The organism is Zobellella denitrificans, from assembly GCF_002407485.1.
In the GTDB taxonomy this organism is placed as follows: Bacteria; Pseudomonadota; Gammaproteobacteria; order Enterobacterales; family Aeromonadaceae; genus Oceanimonas; species Oceanimonas denitrificans.
Genome location: NZ_CP012621.1, coordinates 1,666,725 through 1,684,951, shown reverse-complemented (window position 1 = coordinate 1,684,951; position 18,227 = coordinate 1,666,725). Strand labels below are relative to the sequence as shown.

At 64.7% G+C, this 18,227-nt stretch carries 14 protein-coding genes; 3 read left to right on the top strand and 11 right to left on the bottom strand.

Features of this window, described 5'->3' with window-relative positions; translation table 11 throughout:
• Positions 1–395 precede the first annotated feature (395 nt).
• Complete coding sequence (putA, locus tag AN401_RS08035; protein ID WP_096779041.1) at positions 396–4,010, bottom strand: bifunctional proline dehydrogenase/L-glutamate gamma-semialdehyde dehydrogenase PutA; 3,615 nt, start codon at positions 4,008–4,010, stop codon at positions 396–398.
• A gap of 234 nt (positions 4,011–4,244) precedes the next feature.
• On the opposite strand from putA, the gene AN401_RS08030 reads away from it, so the two are divergent.
• Complete coding sequence (locus tag AN401_RS08030) at positions 4,245–4,697, top strand: Lrp/AsnC ligand binding domain-containing protein (protein ID WP_094038454.1); 453 nt, start codon at positions 4,245–4,247, stop codon at positions 4,695–4,697.
• A gap of 264 nt (positions 4,698–4,961) precedes the next feature.
• On the opposite strand, the gene AN401_RS08025 is transcribed toward AN401_RS08030, so the two are convergent.
• The 3 genes from AN401_RS08025 to ttdA all read right to left on the bottom strand — a co-directional run bounded on the left by AN401_RS08025 (position 4,962) and on the right by ttdA (position 7,695).
• Positions 4,962–5,957 (bottom strand): TAXI family TRAP transporter solute-binding subunit, encoded by a 996-nt coding sequence (locus tag AN401_RS08025; RefSeq protein ID WP_096779040.1) that lies wholly within the window; start codon positions 5,955–5,957, stop codon positions 4,962–4,964.
• A 227-nt stretch (positions 5,958–6,184) separates the two neighbouring features.
• Complete coding sequence (gene ttdB / locus AN401_RS08020) at positions 6,185–6,793, bottom strand: L(+)-tartrate dehydratase subunit beta (RefSeq protein ID WP_094038452.1); 609 nt, start codon at positions 6,791–6,793, stop codon at positions 6,185–6,187.
• On the bottom strand, positions 6,790–7,695 hold the full coding sequence (gene ttdA, locus AN401_RS08015) for a L(+)-tartrate dehydratase subunit alpha (protein WP_094038451.1): 906 nt from the start codon (positions 7,693–7,695) through the stop codon (positions 6,790–6,792). The genes ttdB and ttdA overlap by 4 nt, the downstream gene beginning before the upstream one ends.
• 249 nt (positions 7,696–7,944) lie before the next feature.
• Here ttdA and AN401_RS08010 point away from each other — a divergent pair, with 249 nt between their 5' ends.
• The gene (locus AN401_RS08010) at positions 7,945–8,868 is read left to right on the top strand and encodes a LysR family transcriptional regulator (protein ID WP_094038450.1); all 924 of its coding nucleotides are present in this window, start codon (positions 7,945–7,947) and stop codon (positions 8,866–8,868) included.
• A 62-nt stretch (positions 8,869–8,930) separates the two neighbouring features.
• On the opposite strand, the gene AN401_RS08005 is transcribed toward AN401_RS08010, so the two are convergent.
• From AN401_RS08005 to AN401_RS07970, 7 genes are all read right to left on the bottom strand, one after another.
• Positions 8,931–10,373: an SLC13 family permease gene (locus tag AN401_RS08005; RefSeq protein ID WP_198401846.1), complete on the bottom strand. Its 1,443-nt coding sequence runs from the start codon at positions 10,371–10,373 to the stop codon at positions 8,931–8,933.
• A 770-nt stretch (positions 10,374–11,143) separates the two neighbouring features.
• Positions 11,144–12,154, bottom strand: a complete 1,011-nt coding sequence (locus tag AN401_RS07995) for a LacI family DNA-binding transcriptional regulator (RefSeq protein ID WP_157772195.1) — start codon at positions 12,152–12,154, stop codon at positions 11,144–11,146.
• 208 nt (positions 12,155–12,362) lie between these two features.
• Positions 12,363–13,202: a sugar phosphate isomerase/epimerase family protein gene (locus AN401_RS07990; RefSeq protein ID WP_096779037.1), complete on the bottom strand. Its 840-nt coding sequence runs from the start codon at positions 13,200–13,202 to the stop codon at positions 12,363–12,365.
• Positions 13,199–14,431 (bottom strand): NAD(P)/FAD-dependent oxidoreductase, encoded by a 1,233-nt coding sequence (locus AN401_RS07985; RefSeq protein ID WP_096780332.1) that lies wholly within the window; start codon positions 14,429–14,431, stop codon positions 13,199–13,201. The genes AN401_RS07990 and AN401_RS07985 overlap by 4 nt, the downstream gene beginning before the upstream one ends.
• A 7-nt stretch (positions 14,432–14,438) precedes the next feature.
• Positions 14,439–14,753, bottom strand: a complete 315-nt coding sequence (locus tag AN401_RS07980) for a MocE family 2Fe-2S type ferredoxin (protein ID WP_094040555.1) — start codon at positions 14,751–14,753, stop codon at positions 14,439–14,441.
• Between the two features lie 24 nt (positions 14,754–14,777).
• Positions 14,778–15,863: a fatty acid desaturase gene (locus tag AN401_RS07975; RefSeq protein WP_096779036.1), complete on the bottom strand. Its 1,086-nt coding sequence runs from the start codon at positions 15,861–15,863 to the stop codon at positions 14,778–14,780.
• 192 nt (positions 15,864–16,055) lie between these two features.
• Complete coding sequence (locus tag AN401_RS07970) at positions 16,056–17,351, bottom strand: RNA-guided endonuclease InsQ/TnpB family protein (protein ID WP_232513406.1); 1,296 nt, start codon at positions 17,349–17,351, stop codon at positions 16,056–16,058.
• 122 nt (positions 17,352–17,473) lie between these two features.
• Between AN401_RS07970 and AN401_RS07965 the strand changes: the two genes are divergently transcribed.
• Entirely contained in the window at positions 17,474–18,145 is a 672-nt protein-coding gene (locus AN401_RS07965) for a dihydrodipicolinate synthase family protein (RefSeq protein ID WP_096779035.1), read from the top strand.
• Positions 18,146–18,227 lie beyond the last annotated feature (82 nt).

Sequence of the window (18,227 nt, the reverse complement as noted above, 5' to 3'; positions counted from 1 at the left end):
CTAAGAGCCCGTTTACGTGGCGCAAACCGGCAAAGGGCGGGGAATACGGAAATTGGGCGCCGTCTTCCCGTCGGCTGAAGCGACGGCTACAGCGGCACAAACCGACGGCTACGCGGTGCCTGGCTGCCTGATTTTTAAACTATATGGCGCTCTAGTGCGATATCTCACCTGTAGGCGCCCGTTTACGTGGCGCAAACCGGCAAAAGGCGGGGAATGCGGAAATTGGGCGCCGTCTTCCCGTCGGCTGAAGCGACGGCTACAGCGGCGTCTACCACTGGAGCCGGAGACAAAAAACCGCCTTTCCCGGTGGGAAAGGCGGTCAGCATGCGGCTTACTGGGGCGCGGGCCGACGCATGCCGCCTTGGCGGCATGCGTTGCACGGTTCCCTCCGGGGCTTACTCCGAGGCGGCGATCAGGCTGGCGTTGCCGCCCGCCGCCGTGGTGTCGACGCACAGGTGGCGTTCGATCACGAAGCGCTCGGGCAGCGCCTGCTCGGTGATCAGCGGCAGCAGGGCACCGTCGCGCCGTGCCAGGGCCAGCCGGTACTGGCGCAGGGTGGCGATGTCGGCATGGCTTGCCACCGCCTCGAAGCCGCTGAGGCTTTCGAGGGCGGCGGGTTGCAGCAGGCCGTCCAGGCCGATGGCCGGAATGCCGGCCGCCCCGGCGCCTGCCAGCGCCGCACTCGCCCCCGGCGCCACCACCACCACGGCATTGCCCTGGGACAGGGCGGTGCCGGCCTGGGCCATGGCCGAGGCCAGATCCGGCCCCAGGCAGAGCAGGGTGCCGCGGGCAAAGCAGCGCAGCCGGTTGAGCTCGCCGGTCGGGCCCGGCATCTCTTCCGCCGTGGCGTCCAGCGCCGCCGGCACGGTGCCGAAGATGGGCGCCAGCCGCTCGGCCCGGTGTTGGGCACGGGCCCAGTCCTTGCCGTCCAGCCGGCCGATGGCCTCCTGCACCTGGGCCGCCGTTACCGCGGCCGCCGCCGCCGGCACGCCCGCCCCGGTGTCCACCTTCATAAAGCGGCGCACATACTGGGGACCGCCCGCCTTGGGACCGGTGCCCGAGAGCCCTTCGCCGCCGAAGGGCTGGGAGCCGACAATGGCGCCGATCTGGTTGCGGTTGACGTAGATATTGCCGACCTTGATGCGGCCGGTGATGCGCTCCACCCGCTTGTCGACCCGGGTATGCAGGCCGAAGGTCAGGCCGAAGCCCTGGGCGTTGATCTGGTCCACCACCTGGTCGAGCTCATGAGCCTCGAAGGTGGCCACGTGCAGCACGGGCCCGAAGATCTCCTCCTCCAGCTCGTGGATGCCCTCGAGCTTGATCACCGTCGGCGCCACGAAGAGCCCCTCGGCGGGCACCGGCAGCTGCTTGAGCACCCGCCCCCGGCGCGCGAACTTTTCGCAGTGCGCCTCGATGCCGCGCTTGGCGTTCTCGTCGATCACCGGGCCCACGTCGGTGTCGAGCTGCCAGGGGTTGCCCAGGCGCAGCTCGTCCATGGCGCCGAACAGCATCTCCAGCAGGTGATCGGCGATGTCCTTCTGCACATAGAGCATGCGCAGGGCGGAGCAGCGCTGGCCGGCGCTCTGGAAGGAAGAGGCCAGCACGTCGCGCACCACCTGCTCCGGCAGCGCGGTGGAGTCCACTATCATGGCGTTGAGGCCGCCGGTTTCCGCCACCAGGGGCGCGTCCGGCGCCATGGACTCGGCCATCACCTTGTTGATGCGCTGGGCGGTGGCGGTGGAGCCGGTAAAGCAGACGCCGTCGATGCGCGGGTCCGAGGTCAGCGCCGCGCCTACGGTGCTGCCGCTGCCGGGCAGCAGCTGGATGGCCTCGCGGGGAATGCCGGCCTCGTGCATCAGCTCGACCGCCCGGGTGGCGATCAGCGCGGTCTGGCCGGCGGGCTTGGCGATGACGGCGTTGCCCGCCGCCAGCCCCGCCAGCACCTGGCCGGCGAAGATGGCCAGGGGGAAGTTCCAGGGCGAGATACAGGCGATCACGCCTCGGCCGGTGCCGACGTCCTGGTTGCGCTCGGCTTCGTTCGGGTAGTAGCGGGCGAAGTCGACCGCTTCGCGGATTTCGGCAACCCCATCCAGCAGGGTCTTGCCCGCTTCCCGGGTGGCCAGGGCGAACAGCTCGGCGGCGTGTTCCTCGAACAGGTCGGCCACCCGGCGGATGCGCGCACAGCGCTCGGCCACCGGCAGGGCGGACCAGAGCTCGAACCCGGTGCGGGCGGCGGCGATGGCGGTGTCGATATCCTCTGCCGAGGCCTGGACCACCTGGCCCACCAGGTCCGACGGCACCGCCGGGTTGCGCACTTCCTCTGTCAGGGTGCTGCTCACCGGGCCGGCAATCACCGGGCCGCCGCTCCACCGGTGATGTTGGTAAGGCGCGCGGGCGGCGTCGATCTCCGCCACCTCCACCGGGTTGGTGATGTCCCAGCCCCGGGCGTTGCGGCGTTTGGCGCCGTAGAGATCGGCCGGGCGCGCTATGGTCTTGCTCGACACCTGGTCGCCCATGGCCGCCACCGCATCGAAGGGATCCCGGGCGATATCCTCGGGCTGGATGCGGGTGTCGACAATCTGGTTGACGAAGGAGCTGTTGGCGCCGTTTTCCAGCAGGCGGCGCACCAGGTAGGCCAGCAGATCCTGGTGGGCGCCCACCGGCGCGTAGATGCGGCAGCGGGTGCCCTGCTTGGTGAGCACGGCGTCGTGCAGGGACTCGCCCATGCCGTGCAGGCGCTGGAACTCGAAGCAGTCGCGGCCCTGGGCCAGCTCGAGGATGGCCGACACCGAGTGGGCGTTGTGGGTGGCGAACTGGGGATAGATGCGGTCGGTCATGCCCAGCAGCTTCTTGGCGCAGGCGATATAGGACAGATCACTGTTGACCTTGCGGGTGAACACCGGAAAGTCCGCCAGCCCCATCACCTGGGCGCGCTTGATCTCCGCGTCCCAGTAGGCGCCTTTCACCAGCCGCACCATGATGCGCCGGTCGAGCTTGTCGGCCAGGGCGTACAGCCAGTCGAGCACGTGAGCGGCCCGCTTGCCGAAGGCCTGCACTACTATGCCGAAGCCGTCCCAGTCCGCCAGGGCGGGATCGGACAGCACCGCTTCGATCACGTCCAGGGACAGGTCCAGGCGATCCGCTTCCTCCGCGTCGATGTTGAAGCCCATGTTGGCGGCCTTGGCCTGTTTGGCCAGTTCCAGGGTGCGGGGCACCAGCTCGTTCATCACCCGTGCTTTCTGGCCGAACTCGTAGCGGGCGTGCAGCGCCGACAGCTTGACCGAAATGCCCGGGTTCTGGCGGATGTCCGGGTGCCGGCAGTGGGGCGCCAGGGCGGCGATGGCGGCCGAGTAGGCCTTGTGGTAGCGCAGGGCGTCGGCGTCGGTGCGGGCGGCCTCGCCCAGCATGTCATAGGAATAGGTGTAACCCCGCTCCTCGTATTTTTTGGCGCGCTTGAGCGCCTCCTCGATGTTGCGGCCCAGCACGAACTGGCGCCCCATCTCCTTCATCGCCTGGCCGACGGCGGTGCGCACCACCGGCTCGCCCAGGCGCTTGATCATGGCACGCAGGGTGGTGGCCAGGCCCTGGCGGTCCACCGGCGACAGCAGCTTGCCGGTGACCAGCAGCGCCCAGGTGGAGCTGTTGATCAGCGAGGAGCTGGAGCGGCCGCGGTGCTCGCCCCAGTTGCCGGATGAAATCTTGTCTTCGATCAGCTCGTCGATGGTGCTCTTGTCCGGCACCCGCAGCAGCGCCTCGGCCAGGCACATCAGCGCCACGCCTTCCTTGGTGGTGAGGCCGTACTGGGCCAGGAACTTTTCCATCATGGTCGGGGTGGAACTGGCGCGCACCTGGCGCACCAGCTCGGCGGCCCGGGCCGACATGCGGGCGCGAACGTCGGCGGACACCTGGGCATTGGCCGCCAGGGCCTTGACCACCCCGGCTTCGTCCGCCAGGTAATGACTCCGAACCTGCTCCCGGCAAGCCGCCAGCGACAGTGCATGATCTTTCATCCGACCTTCTCCTCGGTGTGTACGATTTTGTTGGCATCATGCTAACCGAAAGTGAATACCCATTTTTCCTATATAACCCTCTTTAACTTCACTTATGGACTTTTTATTGGCATTTATTTTTAATCTTTAACTACAAAAAATGGTAAAAATAGCCATATCGACCAATCACCGGTTTTTGACCGGGAACAGGGCGCGCAACGCCATGGGCACCTTGAACAAATAGGGAGGAGAACAATGGGACAACTGGACAGGGCGGACCTGCAGATCATCCAGGAGCTGCGCGAAAACGCCCGCATCACCCTCACCGAGCTGGCCGCCCGGGTCGGGCTGTCGAAAACCCCCTGCCAGCTGCGCATGCGCCGGCTGGAGGAGCAGGGCTACATCACCGGCTACACTGCCCTGGTGGATCAGAGCAAGCTGGGGCTCAGCCATATCTCCTTCGTGCAGATCACCCTGAACGACACCAGCAGCAAGGCCCTTACCGCCTTCAACAAGGCGGCGCTCAAAATAGCGGAAGTGGAGCAGTGCCATATGATCGCCGGCGGCTTCGACTACCTGCTGAAGATCCGCACCAAGGACATGGCCTCCTACCGCATGGTGCTGGGCGAGAAAATCTCCGCCCTGCCCCATGTGCTGCAGACCAGCACCTTCGTGGTGATGGAAAACGTGCGGGATATCGGGCTGTAGGACACCGAACAGCGTAGCAGTTGATCTGTATGATGCTTCTTGGGGCGCAGGCGGGCCGCCTGCGCCCCACCAGCAAGGCGCACATCTGCTAACGGCATGTGCTGCTGCCCTTCGATATCAGCACCTCGGAGAACGCCGTGCTCTGAACTTCCCGCCCGGGGACCGTCCGGTTAATAGAGAAAGCATCCCGCCTGGCCAGGCGGAATGCGTGAATCACTTGCTGATGGCGCCGTGACGGTACATGCCCAAAGCGGTTGTAGCGGCTTACTGCTGGATCTGCGTCAGGGTCAGTCCATTTTCCGTCCAGAAGCGGGCCGCGCCTTCATGGACCTTGTTCACCACGCCATTCAGCCCGGACGCCATGGTCATGGTCCTGGCAGCGTCATGCACCTGATGCAGGTATGCCAGGCCTTCCGGCGAGTAGATGCTGCCCATCAGTTGGTAAACCCTGTCCTTGTCCATATGAGGGCCGGCCACCCAAAGGGCGGAGTCCTGGATGGTGACCACGTCGTAATCCACGCCCGGATAGGTACCGGCGGGGATGATCACGGTGGCGTAGTAGGGATGATCATGGAACAGGGTGCCTTTCTCGGCGGCCTCGTTCAGCTGCAGCAGGCGGATCCTGTTGCTGTTGGCGGCCTGATTGACAGACTCGTTGGGAAAGCCGGCGAACACCCAGAGGGCATCGAGCCGGCCTTCTCCCAAGGCGGCTGCACCCTGGTTGTTGCCGACATATTGGGGCTCAATCTTGTCCCACAGGCCCACCCCCTCGAAGAAGCGCCGGGCGGAGGCGGCAGCTCCGGAGCCAACCTCCCCCACGGCCACTTTCTTGCCGGCCAGTTGGGCTACGTCGGTGATGCCGGAGCCCTCCAGCACGATCAGGTGGGCCGGGGCACCGTACAGGTAGGCGACGGCCCGGACGTTGCGGTAGCGGCGGGGGTCGTTGTCCAGCTTGCCCTGCATCCCCAGGTAGATGTCGCCGGCATAGACGATGCCGAAGTCGGCGTCCCGGGCGTCGACCCGGCGCAGGTTTTCCACCGAGCCGGCAGAGGACTGGCTGGACAGGTCCACCCCCTCCATGGAGCTCGACAGCCGGCTGGCGATGCCCTCGGAGAAGGACTGGAAAGTACTGCCGTCAGGGCCGCCGGAAAAGGTAAAGGACTCGGCAGAGACCGGGGCGTTCATGCCGACGGCCGCCAGGGCGGCCAGGATCAGGGGGAGCAGCGCTCTGGAGGGGTTGAACCGTTGCGTCAGCGTCATGGTGATTTCCTTATTTATGATGGGGCGGGGTCCCGTATCCGTCAGGCGCCAATTCCGCGCCGGAGCGCGGCGGCCGGAGCCGGCGTCGACCGGACTTCCACCACCGACATACCGAGCCCCCGCCACAGCATGCCTGCCCGGTCCGTCCGGTCGCCACCCTTGTCTCCCGCCGCCGCGCTCCGGCCCTTTGGCCTGCCCGGATACCGGGCCCCATGGCGTGTTGCGGCTTATTTGATGAAGCGGACCTGCTCGTAGATTTTTTCCAGCACCGGTTTCTTCTTCTCGTTAAAGCGGGCCTTGTTCTGCTCGAAGATGTTATTGCCCTTGGTGTCGATGGAGATGATCAGCGGGCCGAATTCCTTGACACGATTGACCCACAGCGTTTCCGGCATGCCCAGATCCTGCCATTCAGCACGCTCTATGGCCTCGACCTTGGTGGCCGCCACCACGGCGCAGCCGCCGGGGAACACCGCGTGCACCGCCTTGTGCTCGAGGCAGCCCTGGGCCGTCTCCTCGCCCATGCCGCCCTTGCCGACAATCAGCTTGACGCCGGTCTGCTCGATAAAGGCCTTCTCGAACTTCTCCATGCGCATGCTGGTGGTGGGGCCGATGGACACCATCTCGAAGCCGCCGTCTTCTTTTTCCCGGACGATGGGGCCGGCATGGAAAATGGCGCCGCCCTTCAGATCGACCGGCAGCTCGCGCTTGAGCTCGATCAGCCGCCGGTGCGCCACATCACGGCAGGTTACCAACTGCCCGGTCAGGTACACCACGTCGCCCACGTTGAGGGACTCGAGATCTTCGTCTCTGATGGGGGTAGTCAGTACTTTTTTCATAACACAACTCCTTGATGTGACAAGACTTCATATGACAGGTCGGCATTGAAGCGGATGGTGCCGCGGCGGTGCGCCCAGCAGCCGGTGGACACCGCCACCCCGATGGTGGAAGGATGGCGAGCGGAGGACTCGATGTTGACTCCCATTACGCTGGTGTTGCCGGTCAGGCCCTGGGGGCCGATGCCGATCTCGTTGAGGCCATCGGTCAGCAGCTCTTCCATCAGGGCGGCGTTGTCGTTGGCATTCTTGCTGCCCACCGGGCGCAGTATGGCCTTCTTGGACAGACGCGCCGCTGTTTCCACCGAGGTGGACACCCCAACGCCGACCAGCAAGGGCGGGCAGGCATTGATGCCGCGGGAGGTGATCACATCGAACACGAACTCGGCCACGCCTTCATATCCCTGGCCGGGCATCAATACCTTGGCGGAGCCGGGAAGGGTGCAACCGCCGCCGGCCATATAGACTTCGATGGTGGCGCTGTCGTCGCCGGGGACGATATCCCAGTCCAGCCACGGGATCTTGGAGCCGGCGTTGGTGCCGGTATTCTTTTCGTCGAAGGTTTCCACCGCGTTGTGCCGCAGGGGGCCGATACGGGTGGCTTCAATGGTGGCATTGCGCAGTATTTCTTCCAGCTCGCCCAAATAGGGAAACTTGGCGCCGACGGTAAGAAAATATTGAATCACACCGGTATCCTGACAGCTGGGTCTATTCAGCTTGTCGGCGGCATCCTGATTCTCCGCCATGGTATCAAAAATAGCGATAGCCAGCGGGTTGGTTTCTTTTTTTCTCAGCTCGGCCTGTTTTTCCTTTACATCCGTCGGCAGTCGCTTACCGATATAACTGGTAAACTTGGCGATGACATCGGTCAATTTACCTACGGCTTCGTCATGATTTAAGCTCATTACGGCTATCCTCTTCTTGTTCAGAAATCGGCATTTCCTGTCGGCTTGTCAAAAATAAAGACAAGAGGCACGTCATTTGAATTGGTTCCAGGTTAAAACCCGATGCGTTATTGCCGCATCCATTCAATATCCATGTGGTAAATCCCTTTTTTATGGAAGGGATGTTCATATGGTACAATTGCATTGTAAGCTGTTAATCAAATGTTGAGGTTGATTAGGGCTCACTTCATTCTTTCCTTGAGGTTAACAATGAACCAAGTTTCCGAGCTGGGCTTCTTCGTCCTGCTGGCCAAGGCCGGCAGCCTGGCCGCCGCCGCCCGGGAGATGAACGTCACTCCCTCCGCCGTGACCAAGCGGCTGTCGAGCCTGGAAGACCGGCTGGGGGTGCGGCTGCTGAACCGGACCACCCGCAGGATCAGCCTGACCAACGAAGGCGAGATCTACCTGCACCACGCCCAGCGGATACTGACGGACATCGCGGACATGGAAGGGCTGGTTGCCCACAGCCGCACCACCCCCAAGGGCTTGCTGCGCATCAATGCCCCGCTCGGCTTCGGCCGCTCCTACATCGCCCCGGTGGCGTCCGAATTCATGCAGCTTTATCCCGAGGTGGAAATACAGCTGACACTGACCGACAGGCCTATCAGCCTGCCCGACGAGGCCATCGACATCGCCATCCGCTTCGGCGAGATCCCCGACTCCCGGCTGTTCGCCAGAAAAATCGCCGCCAATCGCCGCTTGCTGTGCGCCGCCCCCGGCTATCTCAAGCGGCACGGTCGGCCGGCCACGGCCGCCGAGCTGTCCGGGCACCAGTGCATCGTGCTCCGGCAGAACGACGCTACCTACGGCCTGTGGCGCCTGTCCAAGGACGGCAAGACCGAAAACATCCGGGTCAGCGGCAAGGCCAGCACCAACGACGGCGAAGTGGCGCTCAAGTGGGCCCTGGACGGCCACGGGATCCTGATGCGGGCGGAATGGGATCTGGCCCGCTACCTGCGCAGCGGCAGGCTGGAGCTGGTGCTGGAGGACTACGCCACCCCGCCGGCGGACATTTACGCGGTTTACCTGGAAAAACTGAACATCTCGGCCAAGGTCGTGGCCTTTCTCGATTACTTGCAGGAATCCTTCCTGCCGGAAAGGCAGGAGCGGGATGACAACCCTTCCATCTGGTAGGCAACGAAAAAAGGGCGGCATCCCTTGCCGCCCTTCGTCATTTTATATCACCGCCCCGAGGCTCAGAGCATGCCGCCGAAGATAAGCGGCACCAGGTACGAGATGATGATCACCGAGAACACCACGCCGAGCAGGTTCAGCCATATCCCGGCCCTGACCATGGTACTGATCTTCAGGTAACCGGTCGCGAACACGATGGCGTTGGGCGGCGCGGCAACCGGCGACATAAAGGCGAAGGTCGCCCCCATGCAGGCCGCCACCATCAGGATGATGGGATCCATGCCCAGGGCGGCAGCCCCGGCGGCCACGATGGGATACACCATGGTGGCGGTGGCGGTGTTGGAGGTGAACTCGGTGAGCAGGGTGATCACTCCCACGATCAGCGCTATGGTCAGCCACAGCGGCACCTCGGTGAAGTTGACCAGTTGCCCGCCTATCCACTGATCCAGGCCGGAGCTGGTGATACCGCCGGCAATGGCCAGGCCGCCGCCGAACAGCCACAGTATTCCCCAGGGCAGCTTCTTCACCGTGTCCCAGTCCAGGATAGTGCCGGCGGCGTTCCTGGCCGGCAGGATAAACAGTACGAAGGCACCGCACAGGGCGATGATGGTGTCGTCGATGCCGGGGATCAGGGCCTTGAGCACGAAGCTGCGGGTTATCCATGCCAGGGCGACCAGCGAGAATACTGCCAGCACCACGGCTTCCTCGAAGCTCATTTTACCCAGTTCCTTCTTCTCCTTTTTAATCACCTCCACGCCACCGGGAAGATGTTTGACCTTCATCGGAAAGGCAATCTTGACCAGGTACAGCCAGATCAGCGGGATCAGGATGGCCACCAGCGGAATGCCGAACAGCAGCCACTGGGCAAAGGAGATCTCCACGTCGTACAGCTTCTTGACGGTGGCCGCCAGTATGGTGTTGGCGGGGGCGCCGATCAGGGAGCCGAAACCACCCAGGGTGGCGGCATAGGCGGTGCCCAGCATCATCGCCGTGCCGAAGGGAAAGTTGCCGGGCGTGGTGTCCACCCCGGGGCTGTTCTTCTGGATGGCGTCGGCAAGATGCTTGGTGACCGCCAGGCTCATGGGCACCATCATCATGGTGGTGGCGGTGTTGGAAATCCACATCGACAGAAAAGCGGTGGCCGTCATGAACCCGAGGATAATCATGTTCGGGTTGGTGCCGATGAAGGAAATGATGCCGAGCGCGATCCGGCGGTGCAGGTTCCATTTTTCCATGGCCAGCGCCATCATGAAGCTGCCCACGAACAGGAAGATCAGCGGATCGCCATAGGAGGCGGACACCGCGCCCGTGTTCATTACGCCCATCAGCGGGAACAGGATCAGCGGCAACAGGGAAGTCAGCGGGATGGGAATGGCTTCCGTTATCCACCAGGTCGCCACCCAGGCCACGATGGCCAATACCGCCACCGCCCCGGCCGACATGCCTGCCGGCGCGAAAAAGGCATTGATAATAAAGAACAGGGCCGGCCCCATCAGCAGCCCCATCCATTGCGCGTTACTGTAACTCCTCGATCTTTTATTGTCCGCGGCCGAATCCTGGTTTCCCGGACTCAATCCCAGTGTGAGAATAAACCTCAGCGTTCTTTTGGCTTGATCGTTCCAAGCCCACATTTGATTCCAGAATGTCCTGACGGATGACATGGCCGATAACTCCCTTTTCTGTTTGGGCCGGTAAAAACCCTTTCAGCTATTTCCATTGGCATATAAATAGGGACGAGTCTGTTTATTGCATCCGGGGTGGATGCAATCATAATCCTTATATACCTTGCCTGGCGTTAACGTCAGGCCTCAATCGCCACAAACCGTTAACGCGTTGTTAATATAACTCCCTGCAAGATGTAATGGATTAACGTGGATTCACTTCATTATTGAAATGAGCTCAATAATTCATGCCCGGCGTCACCGTCATTCGCCGGGCAGGCTTTTTCGAAGGGAGATACCGTGGGCGGGCAGGCTCAGTCCCAGCGGACGACGTGTTTTCAGCCAGCATTTTTTTCATCGGCGCCGGGCTGTGCGGCAGCAGGCCCTTCCTCGAGGCCGAAGGGTTTGAAGATGGTGTTGAACACCGCCAGGATTGAGCTGCCGCTGCCCCGCTCATTGAGCAAAGTTATGCTCAAAAATCATTGAATCTGGCTTTTTTGAGCGACATTTTGCTCAAGATGGCTCGAAAGCATCGTATCCCGACGTCCGCGGTGGCCCGTCTGGCGACAAGGGCTAAAGTGGGGGCAAAGCCGGCCACTCGCGATCCGGCGTCCTCAGTCACCCAGGTTTTCCGGGGTGAACAGAGTGAAGTCGATGCGGCCGCCGGCGGCGGGCGGGGTGGTCCGTTCCAGGTGGCAGATCAGCAGCTCCAGTGCGCGGAAGGCGTGCAGCTCCGGGTTTTGATCCAGGGTCAGGTGCATTTTGCCCTGGCGCAGCAGGGACTGGGTGGTGGGGTGCAGCTCGTGGCCGATAAAAACGCAGCGCCCGGCCAGTTGCCGCCGCTCCAGCAGGCCGGCGATGATGCCGTTGCCGGGCCCGGTGTTGTACAGCCCGGCCACCGCCCCCGCCGCCAGCCGCTCGCGCACCAGGGATTCGATCAATTCGTTCTGCTCGCGCCCTTCCAGCACCCGGGGCTGCAGCCGGGGGCTGGATCGGGCCAACCGCTCCAGGCAGCCGCGCACCCGCTCCCGGTGGGCGGTCAGCTCCAGCCGGCCGCACACCACCAGCACCTCCCCCGGCTCCCGGCACAGTTGTCCGAGCAGCCAGCCGGCGGTGCGCCCGGCGGCGTACTGATCAATGCCCACATGGCAGAGCGGATGGGTGTTGGGCAGCACGGTAGCCAGGGTGACCACCGGCACGCCAGCCTGGCCGGCGCGGTTGACCGCCGTCGTCACCGCCGGATGGGCGGGGCCGAACAGCACGATGCCGTCGCGCCGCGACGCCGCCAGCTCCAGCAGCCGGGCCAGCCGTTCCGGCTCCGGCTCGCGCACCAGGGTGCGGTGCAGCACCAGTTGACGCTTGCCGAGCACCTCGGCGGCGCGCACAAAGCCCTGCTCCAGCCGGCGGAAAAAGCTGGCGCCGTTGTCGCAGAGCACCACCTCCAGGTGGCGCAGCGGCTGCCAGGCGTCCGGCAGGGTGCGTTTCAGCCCCAGCTCCCGGGCCGCCCGCAATACCCGCTCGGCGGTGGCCGGGGTGACGTTGCCCCGCTCGTTCAGCACCCGGTCCACCGTGGCCCGGCCCACGCCCGCCCGTTCGGCGATCTCGACGATGGTGGTTTTTTTCACGCTGCTCCGCCTTGCATCAGGTTGTTGCCGGTAAGGACGCCATTTCAGCACAAGGGGGGAGCCCGGCACAGAGCCGGCGCCGCATCCGGTCGAATAAATTCGACCCTACAAGCCCCGGTTGCACCGGGTCCGCCCAGGGGCCACCGTAGGGTCGATTTTAATCGACCACCTCACCAGCAGCGCCATATTCGGTCGAATAAATTCGACCCTACAAGCCCTGCCGTACTTCCGCCCAGATGGTTTCGGCCAGTTGCTTGAGTTGCAGGGATTCGGCCCAGCGGTCGGTAATGTCCTGCCCGTCCGCGCCGGTGATGGCATAGGGACGGGTGCCCAGCTCGCAGGTAAAGGCCAGGCTGTCGCCGGGGGTGGCCCGTTCGCACCAGTTGGCAAAGCCCCAGCGCCACAGCCGGCGGTACTGCTCCAGCCAGGGCTGGTGCTGGGCAAAGCTTATCGGCAGTTGCACCTGCTCACAGTTGGACACCCGGCCGTGGTAGGCGTGGCAGTGGCGCATGATCTCCCTGAGCTGTGCCTCGGCCTGGGGATCGCCCTCCACCAGCGGCAGCTCGTGCCCGGCCACGTAATGGGACAAGTCCCCCACCAGTTGGAGGCTTGGCAGCGCTTCCAGCAGCTCCAGGGTGAAGAACAGATCGTTGGTCAGCCGGTAGCGATGGGTTTCCACCAGCACCGGAAAGTCCACCTGCTCCGCTAGCCGCTGCCAGCCCCGCAGCAGGGCCAGCGCCGCCTGCTTGTCGCGGGTGCGCACATCCGGCTGGATGGTGACGTGGTGGCAGCCGAACTCGGCCGCCAGCTCCAGGGTCGGCTGCAGCTCGTCCACGCTTTTAGGGAAGCACTGGGCCTCGGCGGTCAGCCCCAGCGGCCGCAGCTCTTGGGTGAGCCGCCGCACGTGGCGGCGATCGGTAAAGTGGTCGGTCACCCCGGCAAAGCCGTGCTCGGCAATGCGCCGGACCGCCTCGGGCAGCGGCAGGGTGTCGCCGCCCGGCAGGATGTTTTCCATGGCCCACATGGATTGCAGGATCAACAGTTTCATGCGGCCTCCCCGGTGGCGGCGGACAACAGTTGCTTGAGCCTGACGCCGGGATCGGCGAGCAGCGCGGGATCGGGGCTGGCCCCCAGGTTGATCAGCCGCTCGGCCAGCTTGATGTCCTTGGCCACGGTGTTGCCGGGGCCGATGCCGCTCGCGGCCAGCAGGCGGCCGTCCCGGTCCAGGTGGAACAGTAGCCGGGCCCGCTCACCCAGCTCTCGGCACAGGGTGCGGTCGGCCAGGTGGGGCAGGCCCACTATCTGCAGGCCCAGATCGAATTGATCCGACCAGAACCAGGGCGCCGGGGCGTAAGCGTGCCGGCCGCCCAGCATGTTGAGGGCGGCGGTTTCACCCTGCTCCCGGGCGCAGCGCCAGGACTCCAGCCGCAGCCGCTGTTGCCGGTACAGGGCATGGGGAAAGGAGCAGCAGTCGCCGGCGGCGAAGATGACCGGATCGCTGGTGCGAAGCTCGGCATCCACGGCGATGCCGTTGTCGAGCGCCAGCCCCGCGCCGGCGGCCAGCTGGGTGTTGGGCTCGGATCCGATGCCGGCCACCAGCAGCTCGGCCTCGAGCTCGCGGCCGTCATTGAGCGTCAGCCGGGCGCCCTCGCCCCGAGGCTCGGCCCGCGCTATGCCCACGCCCAGGTAAAGCGCCACGCCCCGCGCCCGGTGCTCCTCCTCGACGATGCGGGCCAGTTCCGCCGGCACCGCCCGCTGCAGCAGCCGGGGCTGGCTTTCGAGCAGGCTGACCCGCGCGCCCTTGCCGATCAGGGCGGCGGCCAGCTCCAGGCCGACGAAGCCGCCGCCGACGATGACCACCCTTTTGCCCGGGGCCACCCGGGCGAAGATGCGGCGGGCGTCGTCCAGGGTGCGCAGGGTCAGGGCCGCGTCCGCCGCCAGGCCGGGCAGCACCAGCCGCCGGGCACGGGCGCCGGTGGCCAGCAGCAGTTGCCGGTAGGGCAGGCGCTCGCCGTGCTGGGTAACCAGCTGGCGATGGGCCCGGTCGATATGTTCCACCCGTTCGCCCAGGCGCAGCTCGACCCGTTCCATGGCCACCAGGTCGCCGATGGCCACCGGCTCGCCGCCCCCGGCCTTGGACAGGGGCGGCCGTTCGTAGGGGGCGTGGGGCTCGTCGCCGAACAGGGTGATCGGCGTCCGGCAGCCCTGTTGGCGCAGGGTGAGGGCGGCGCGGATGCCGGCCTCGCCGGCGCCGATGATGATGATGCGCTCGTCCATGCTCACCTCACTCCAGGCAGACGTAGACCCGGCCGCCTTCCACTTTGGCGGCATAGGTCTTGAGGTGGACGCAGGCGGGGGCGTTCTTGGCCTCGCCGGTCTTGTAGTTGAAACGGCCGTTGTGCTTGGGGCACTCGATGATGTCGCCCATCACCAGGCCGTCGGCCAGGTGCACCGCCTCATGGGTGCAGAGCCCGGCGGTGGCGAACACCTCGTCGTCCGGGCTGCGGTATATGGCCAGGGTCCGCTCGCCGCGGTCGACCCGAATGACATCCTCTTGGTCGATATCGTCGAAGGCGCACACGTCTATCCAGTTGCTCATCTTGCTCTCCTCCCCCAGGGGGACTTACAGGGAATGGGCCGGCCGCAGGTCGGCGTCGGCGGGTGGTTCGGCCGCCGCCGGCAGCGGCCGGTCGACGAAATAATCCGGGTCCTGGCGCTGGCGCCACAGGGCCGGCACCAGTTCGCACAGGGCCGCCCAGGTGCTGGGATACACCGGCGGCAGATCGTGCTTGATCTGCTCGTGCAGGGCCGGCAGCGCGTGATAGGGCACCATGGGGTACATGTGGTGCTCGGTGTGATAGTTCATGTTCCAGTAGATAAAGCGGAACACCGGGTTCATGCGGATGGTGCGGCTGTTCTTGCGGTGATCCAGCACGTTATCGGCCAGGCCGGCGTGCTGGGTCAGCCCGAACAGGTAGGCCAGCCAGGCGCCGTACATGGTGGGCAGCACCCCCACCAGCATCACCGGCAGCCAGGACTGCAGCCCCACCGCCAGCAGCAGCACGGCCATCTGCAGGGCCAGGTACATACGCGCCTGCTGGAACACCTTGGGCCACTCCATCTCGGGAATGAAGGCCCGCTCGTCCTCGGTGAGCCGGCCGCCGCTGTGGCGCAGCAGGCTTTGCAGGGTGCCCAGCACGGCGGGAATGGCCAGCAGCCCGAGCAGGTGGCGCAGCACCGGGGTGGGACGGGGCGCGTTAATCTCCGGATCCAGGCCGACGATGATGGTGTCGGTGTGGTGGCGGGCGTGGCTCCAGCGCCAGACGGTGGGCTCGCGCAGGATCATGAAGCTGGCCTGGCGATAGACCAGATCGTTCATCCAGGGGGTGCGGAAGGCGGTGCCGTGGCTGCACTCGTGCCAGCGGGAGTCCGACGCCGAGCTGTACAGCACGCCATAAACCAGAAAACAGGGCACCGCCAGCCAGCTGCCCCAGGCCAGCAATTCTAAGGTAGCGAACAGCAGCAGCAGCGCCCACCACAGCAGGGTATCGCGGATGGCGCTGCGGTCCTGGCGCTGCATCAGCGCCTTGAGGGTTTTGCGCAGTACCGGGGTCTGGTACCACTGGGCCGAGGCCAGGCCCCGGGCCACCGCCTCCCGGGCGCTCGGGCCGGTGAGGCGGTAGTCGCGTGTGCTTGCGGATGCGGTCATGGTGTTGTTCCTGTCTGTGGTGCGGCCCAGGCGGGCCCCTCGACAGGAAAAGTAAACAAAACGTTAACCGTTAAACAGCACGGCGTTGATGCAAAAGCATCAACGCTTCGGGCTTACCTAAACAGGCAACGCTCATGCCCAAACAGGCGGACAAAGGTAACGGCTTACGCGGTCATGGCAAAAACGGTGTCATCAAGCGGCTGTGCCATCTGGGCGCATAGGCATTAGTATGTGATCCCTGCCCGCCCCCCTGTCACCGGAGAAACCAAGATGTTTGCAGGCCTCAGCGCATTTCCCCTCACCCCTTGACTTCTCCCCTTCCTGAAAGAAGGGGATTCCCAATTCACCGAGAACGGACACGGAGACTGGCCCCATGCCGCTTACATTCTCTCCAAGGGCTAACACCGCCAGCCCGGCGGCTTTAATGTTGACCGCCGCGTTAACATCGCGGTCATGTTCGGTGGCACATTCGGGGCAGCTCCAGGCGCGTACGGACAGCGGCAGGTTGTCCAGCACATGCCCACAGCAGGAGCAAAGCTTGCTGGACGGATACCACTGGTCGATGGCGACCAGTTTGCGTCCCGCCCACTCCGCCTTGTACTCAAGCTGGCGCACAAACTCCCCCCAGCCCGCATCGCTGATGGACTTGGCGAGTCGTGGATGGCGCAGCATGTTCTTCACCTTGAGGGATTCGACGCAGATCACTTGGTTCTCGTTAATCAGTCTGCGGGACAGCTTGTGCAAGCCGTCCATCCGGCAATCGGCGATCTTGGCGTGAAGTCGGGCCACCTTCTGCCGCGCCTTGGCACGGTTCCTGGAGCCGAGCTTCTTCTTGCTCAGCCGCCGCTGCGCCCTGACCAGCCTAGCCGCATATGTCGCGGTATGGCGGGGGTTGCCGGTTCGATGCCCGTCACTGGTGACGAACAGGTCTTTCAGGCCGAGGTCGATACCGACCATCCTCGGGGTTATGGGCAGCGTCTCGGGATGGAACTCGCACAGGCAGGAGACGAAGTAACGGCCTGCCGAGTCCCTGGAAACGGTGACGGTGCTCGGCTCGCAAGGTAGTTCACGGCTCCAGTGTATCGCCAGCGGCTGTTTGCACTTGGCGAGGAACAAGCGGCCGTCGCGGTACTGGAATGCCGAGCGGGTAAACTCCGCCGACTGACGATGCCGCTTGCGCTTGAACGTGGGATAGTTGGCGCGCCCCTCGAAGAAGTGCCTGAACGCGGCCTGCTGGTGGCGAAGGCACTGTTGCAATGGCACCGAACTGACCTCATTGAGGAAGGCCGCCCCGGGCGTTTTCTTCAGTTGAGTCAGGAAGGCGTTCGCCGCAAGGTAACCGACCTTCTCCTTGCGCTGCTGGAACGCATCGGTTCGATGGCGCAACACCGAATTGTAGACAAAGCGCACACAGCCAAAGGTCCGAGCCAACAGCTGTTCCTGCTTGGACGTAGGGTAAAACCGGTACTTGTAGGCGCGTTTCGTCATACGCTCAGCGTAGTCAAATGCTGTATAAATAGCCAGCAAAAAGGAGAGCTAGAACAGGGCAGCCTGACGGCTGCGCGCTACCCCTCCCCGCTCTGAAGGACGAGGTTTCTCGCGTAAAAACGATGAACGAGAGCGGCATCGACGAGGCCGCCTTCATCCGCCTGGTCGAACGCCTGGCCGGCGCCGGGGTCGACTCCATCGGCGTGCTCGGCTCGACGGGGAACTATGCCTACCTCACGCGGGCCGAACGGGCCCGTATCGTGCAGTTGGCGGTGCGGCATGCAGGGACGGTGCCGGTGATCGCCGGCATCGGCGCCCTGCGCACCCGCGCCGTGCAGGAGCTGGCCGAAGACGCCCAGCAGGCGGGAGCCGCCGGCGTGCTGCTGGCGCCGGTGTCGTACCAGAAACTGTCGGACGACGAGGTGTTCGGCCTGTACCGGGACGTGACCCGCACCCTGTCCGTGCCGCTCTGTGTCTACGACAACCCCGGCACGACCCACTTCACCTTCAGCGACGAGCTGCACGGCCGGATAGCGGGGCTGCCGCAGGTGGCCTCCATCAAGATCCCCGGCGTACCGGACGACGCCGAGGCCGCCCGGGCTCTGCAGTTGTCCGGCCGGCTGCAGCCAATGTGGGCGCTATTCCGCCAGTACGGCAGCCTGCGGGTCACCGCGACCGCCGCCGAGCTGCTGGGTCTGGCCGAGGCGCCCAGCCTGCCGCTGCCGCTCAACACCCTGGCAGGCCACGACCGGCAACGGCTCGCCGAATGGCTGGCGGAGCCGGCGTTGGCGTAAGGTCTCCGCAGGGAGGGCGACACGCGTAGGAGTTATGTCCGAGGCTGACGCGCTGCTTTCCTGGCCGGGGGTTCACGCTGCG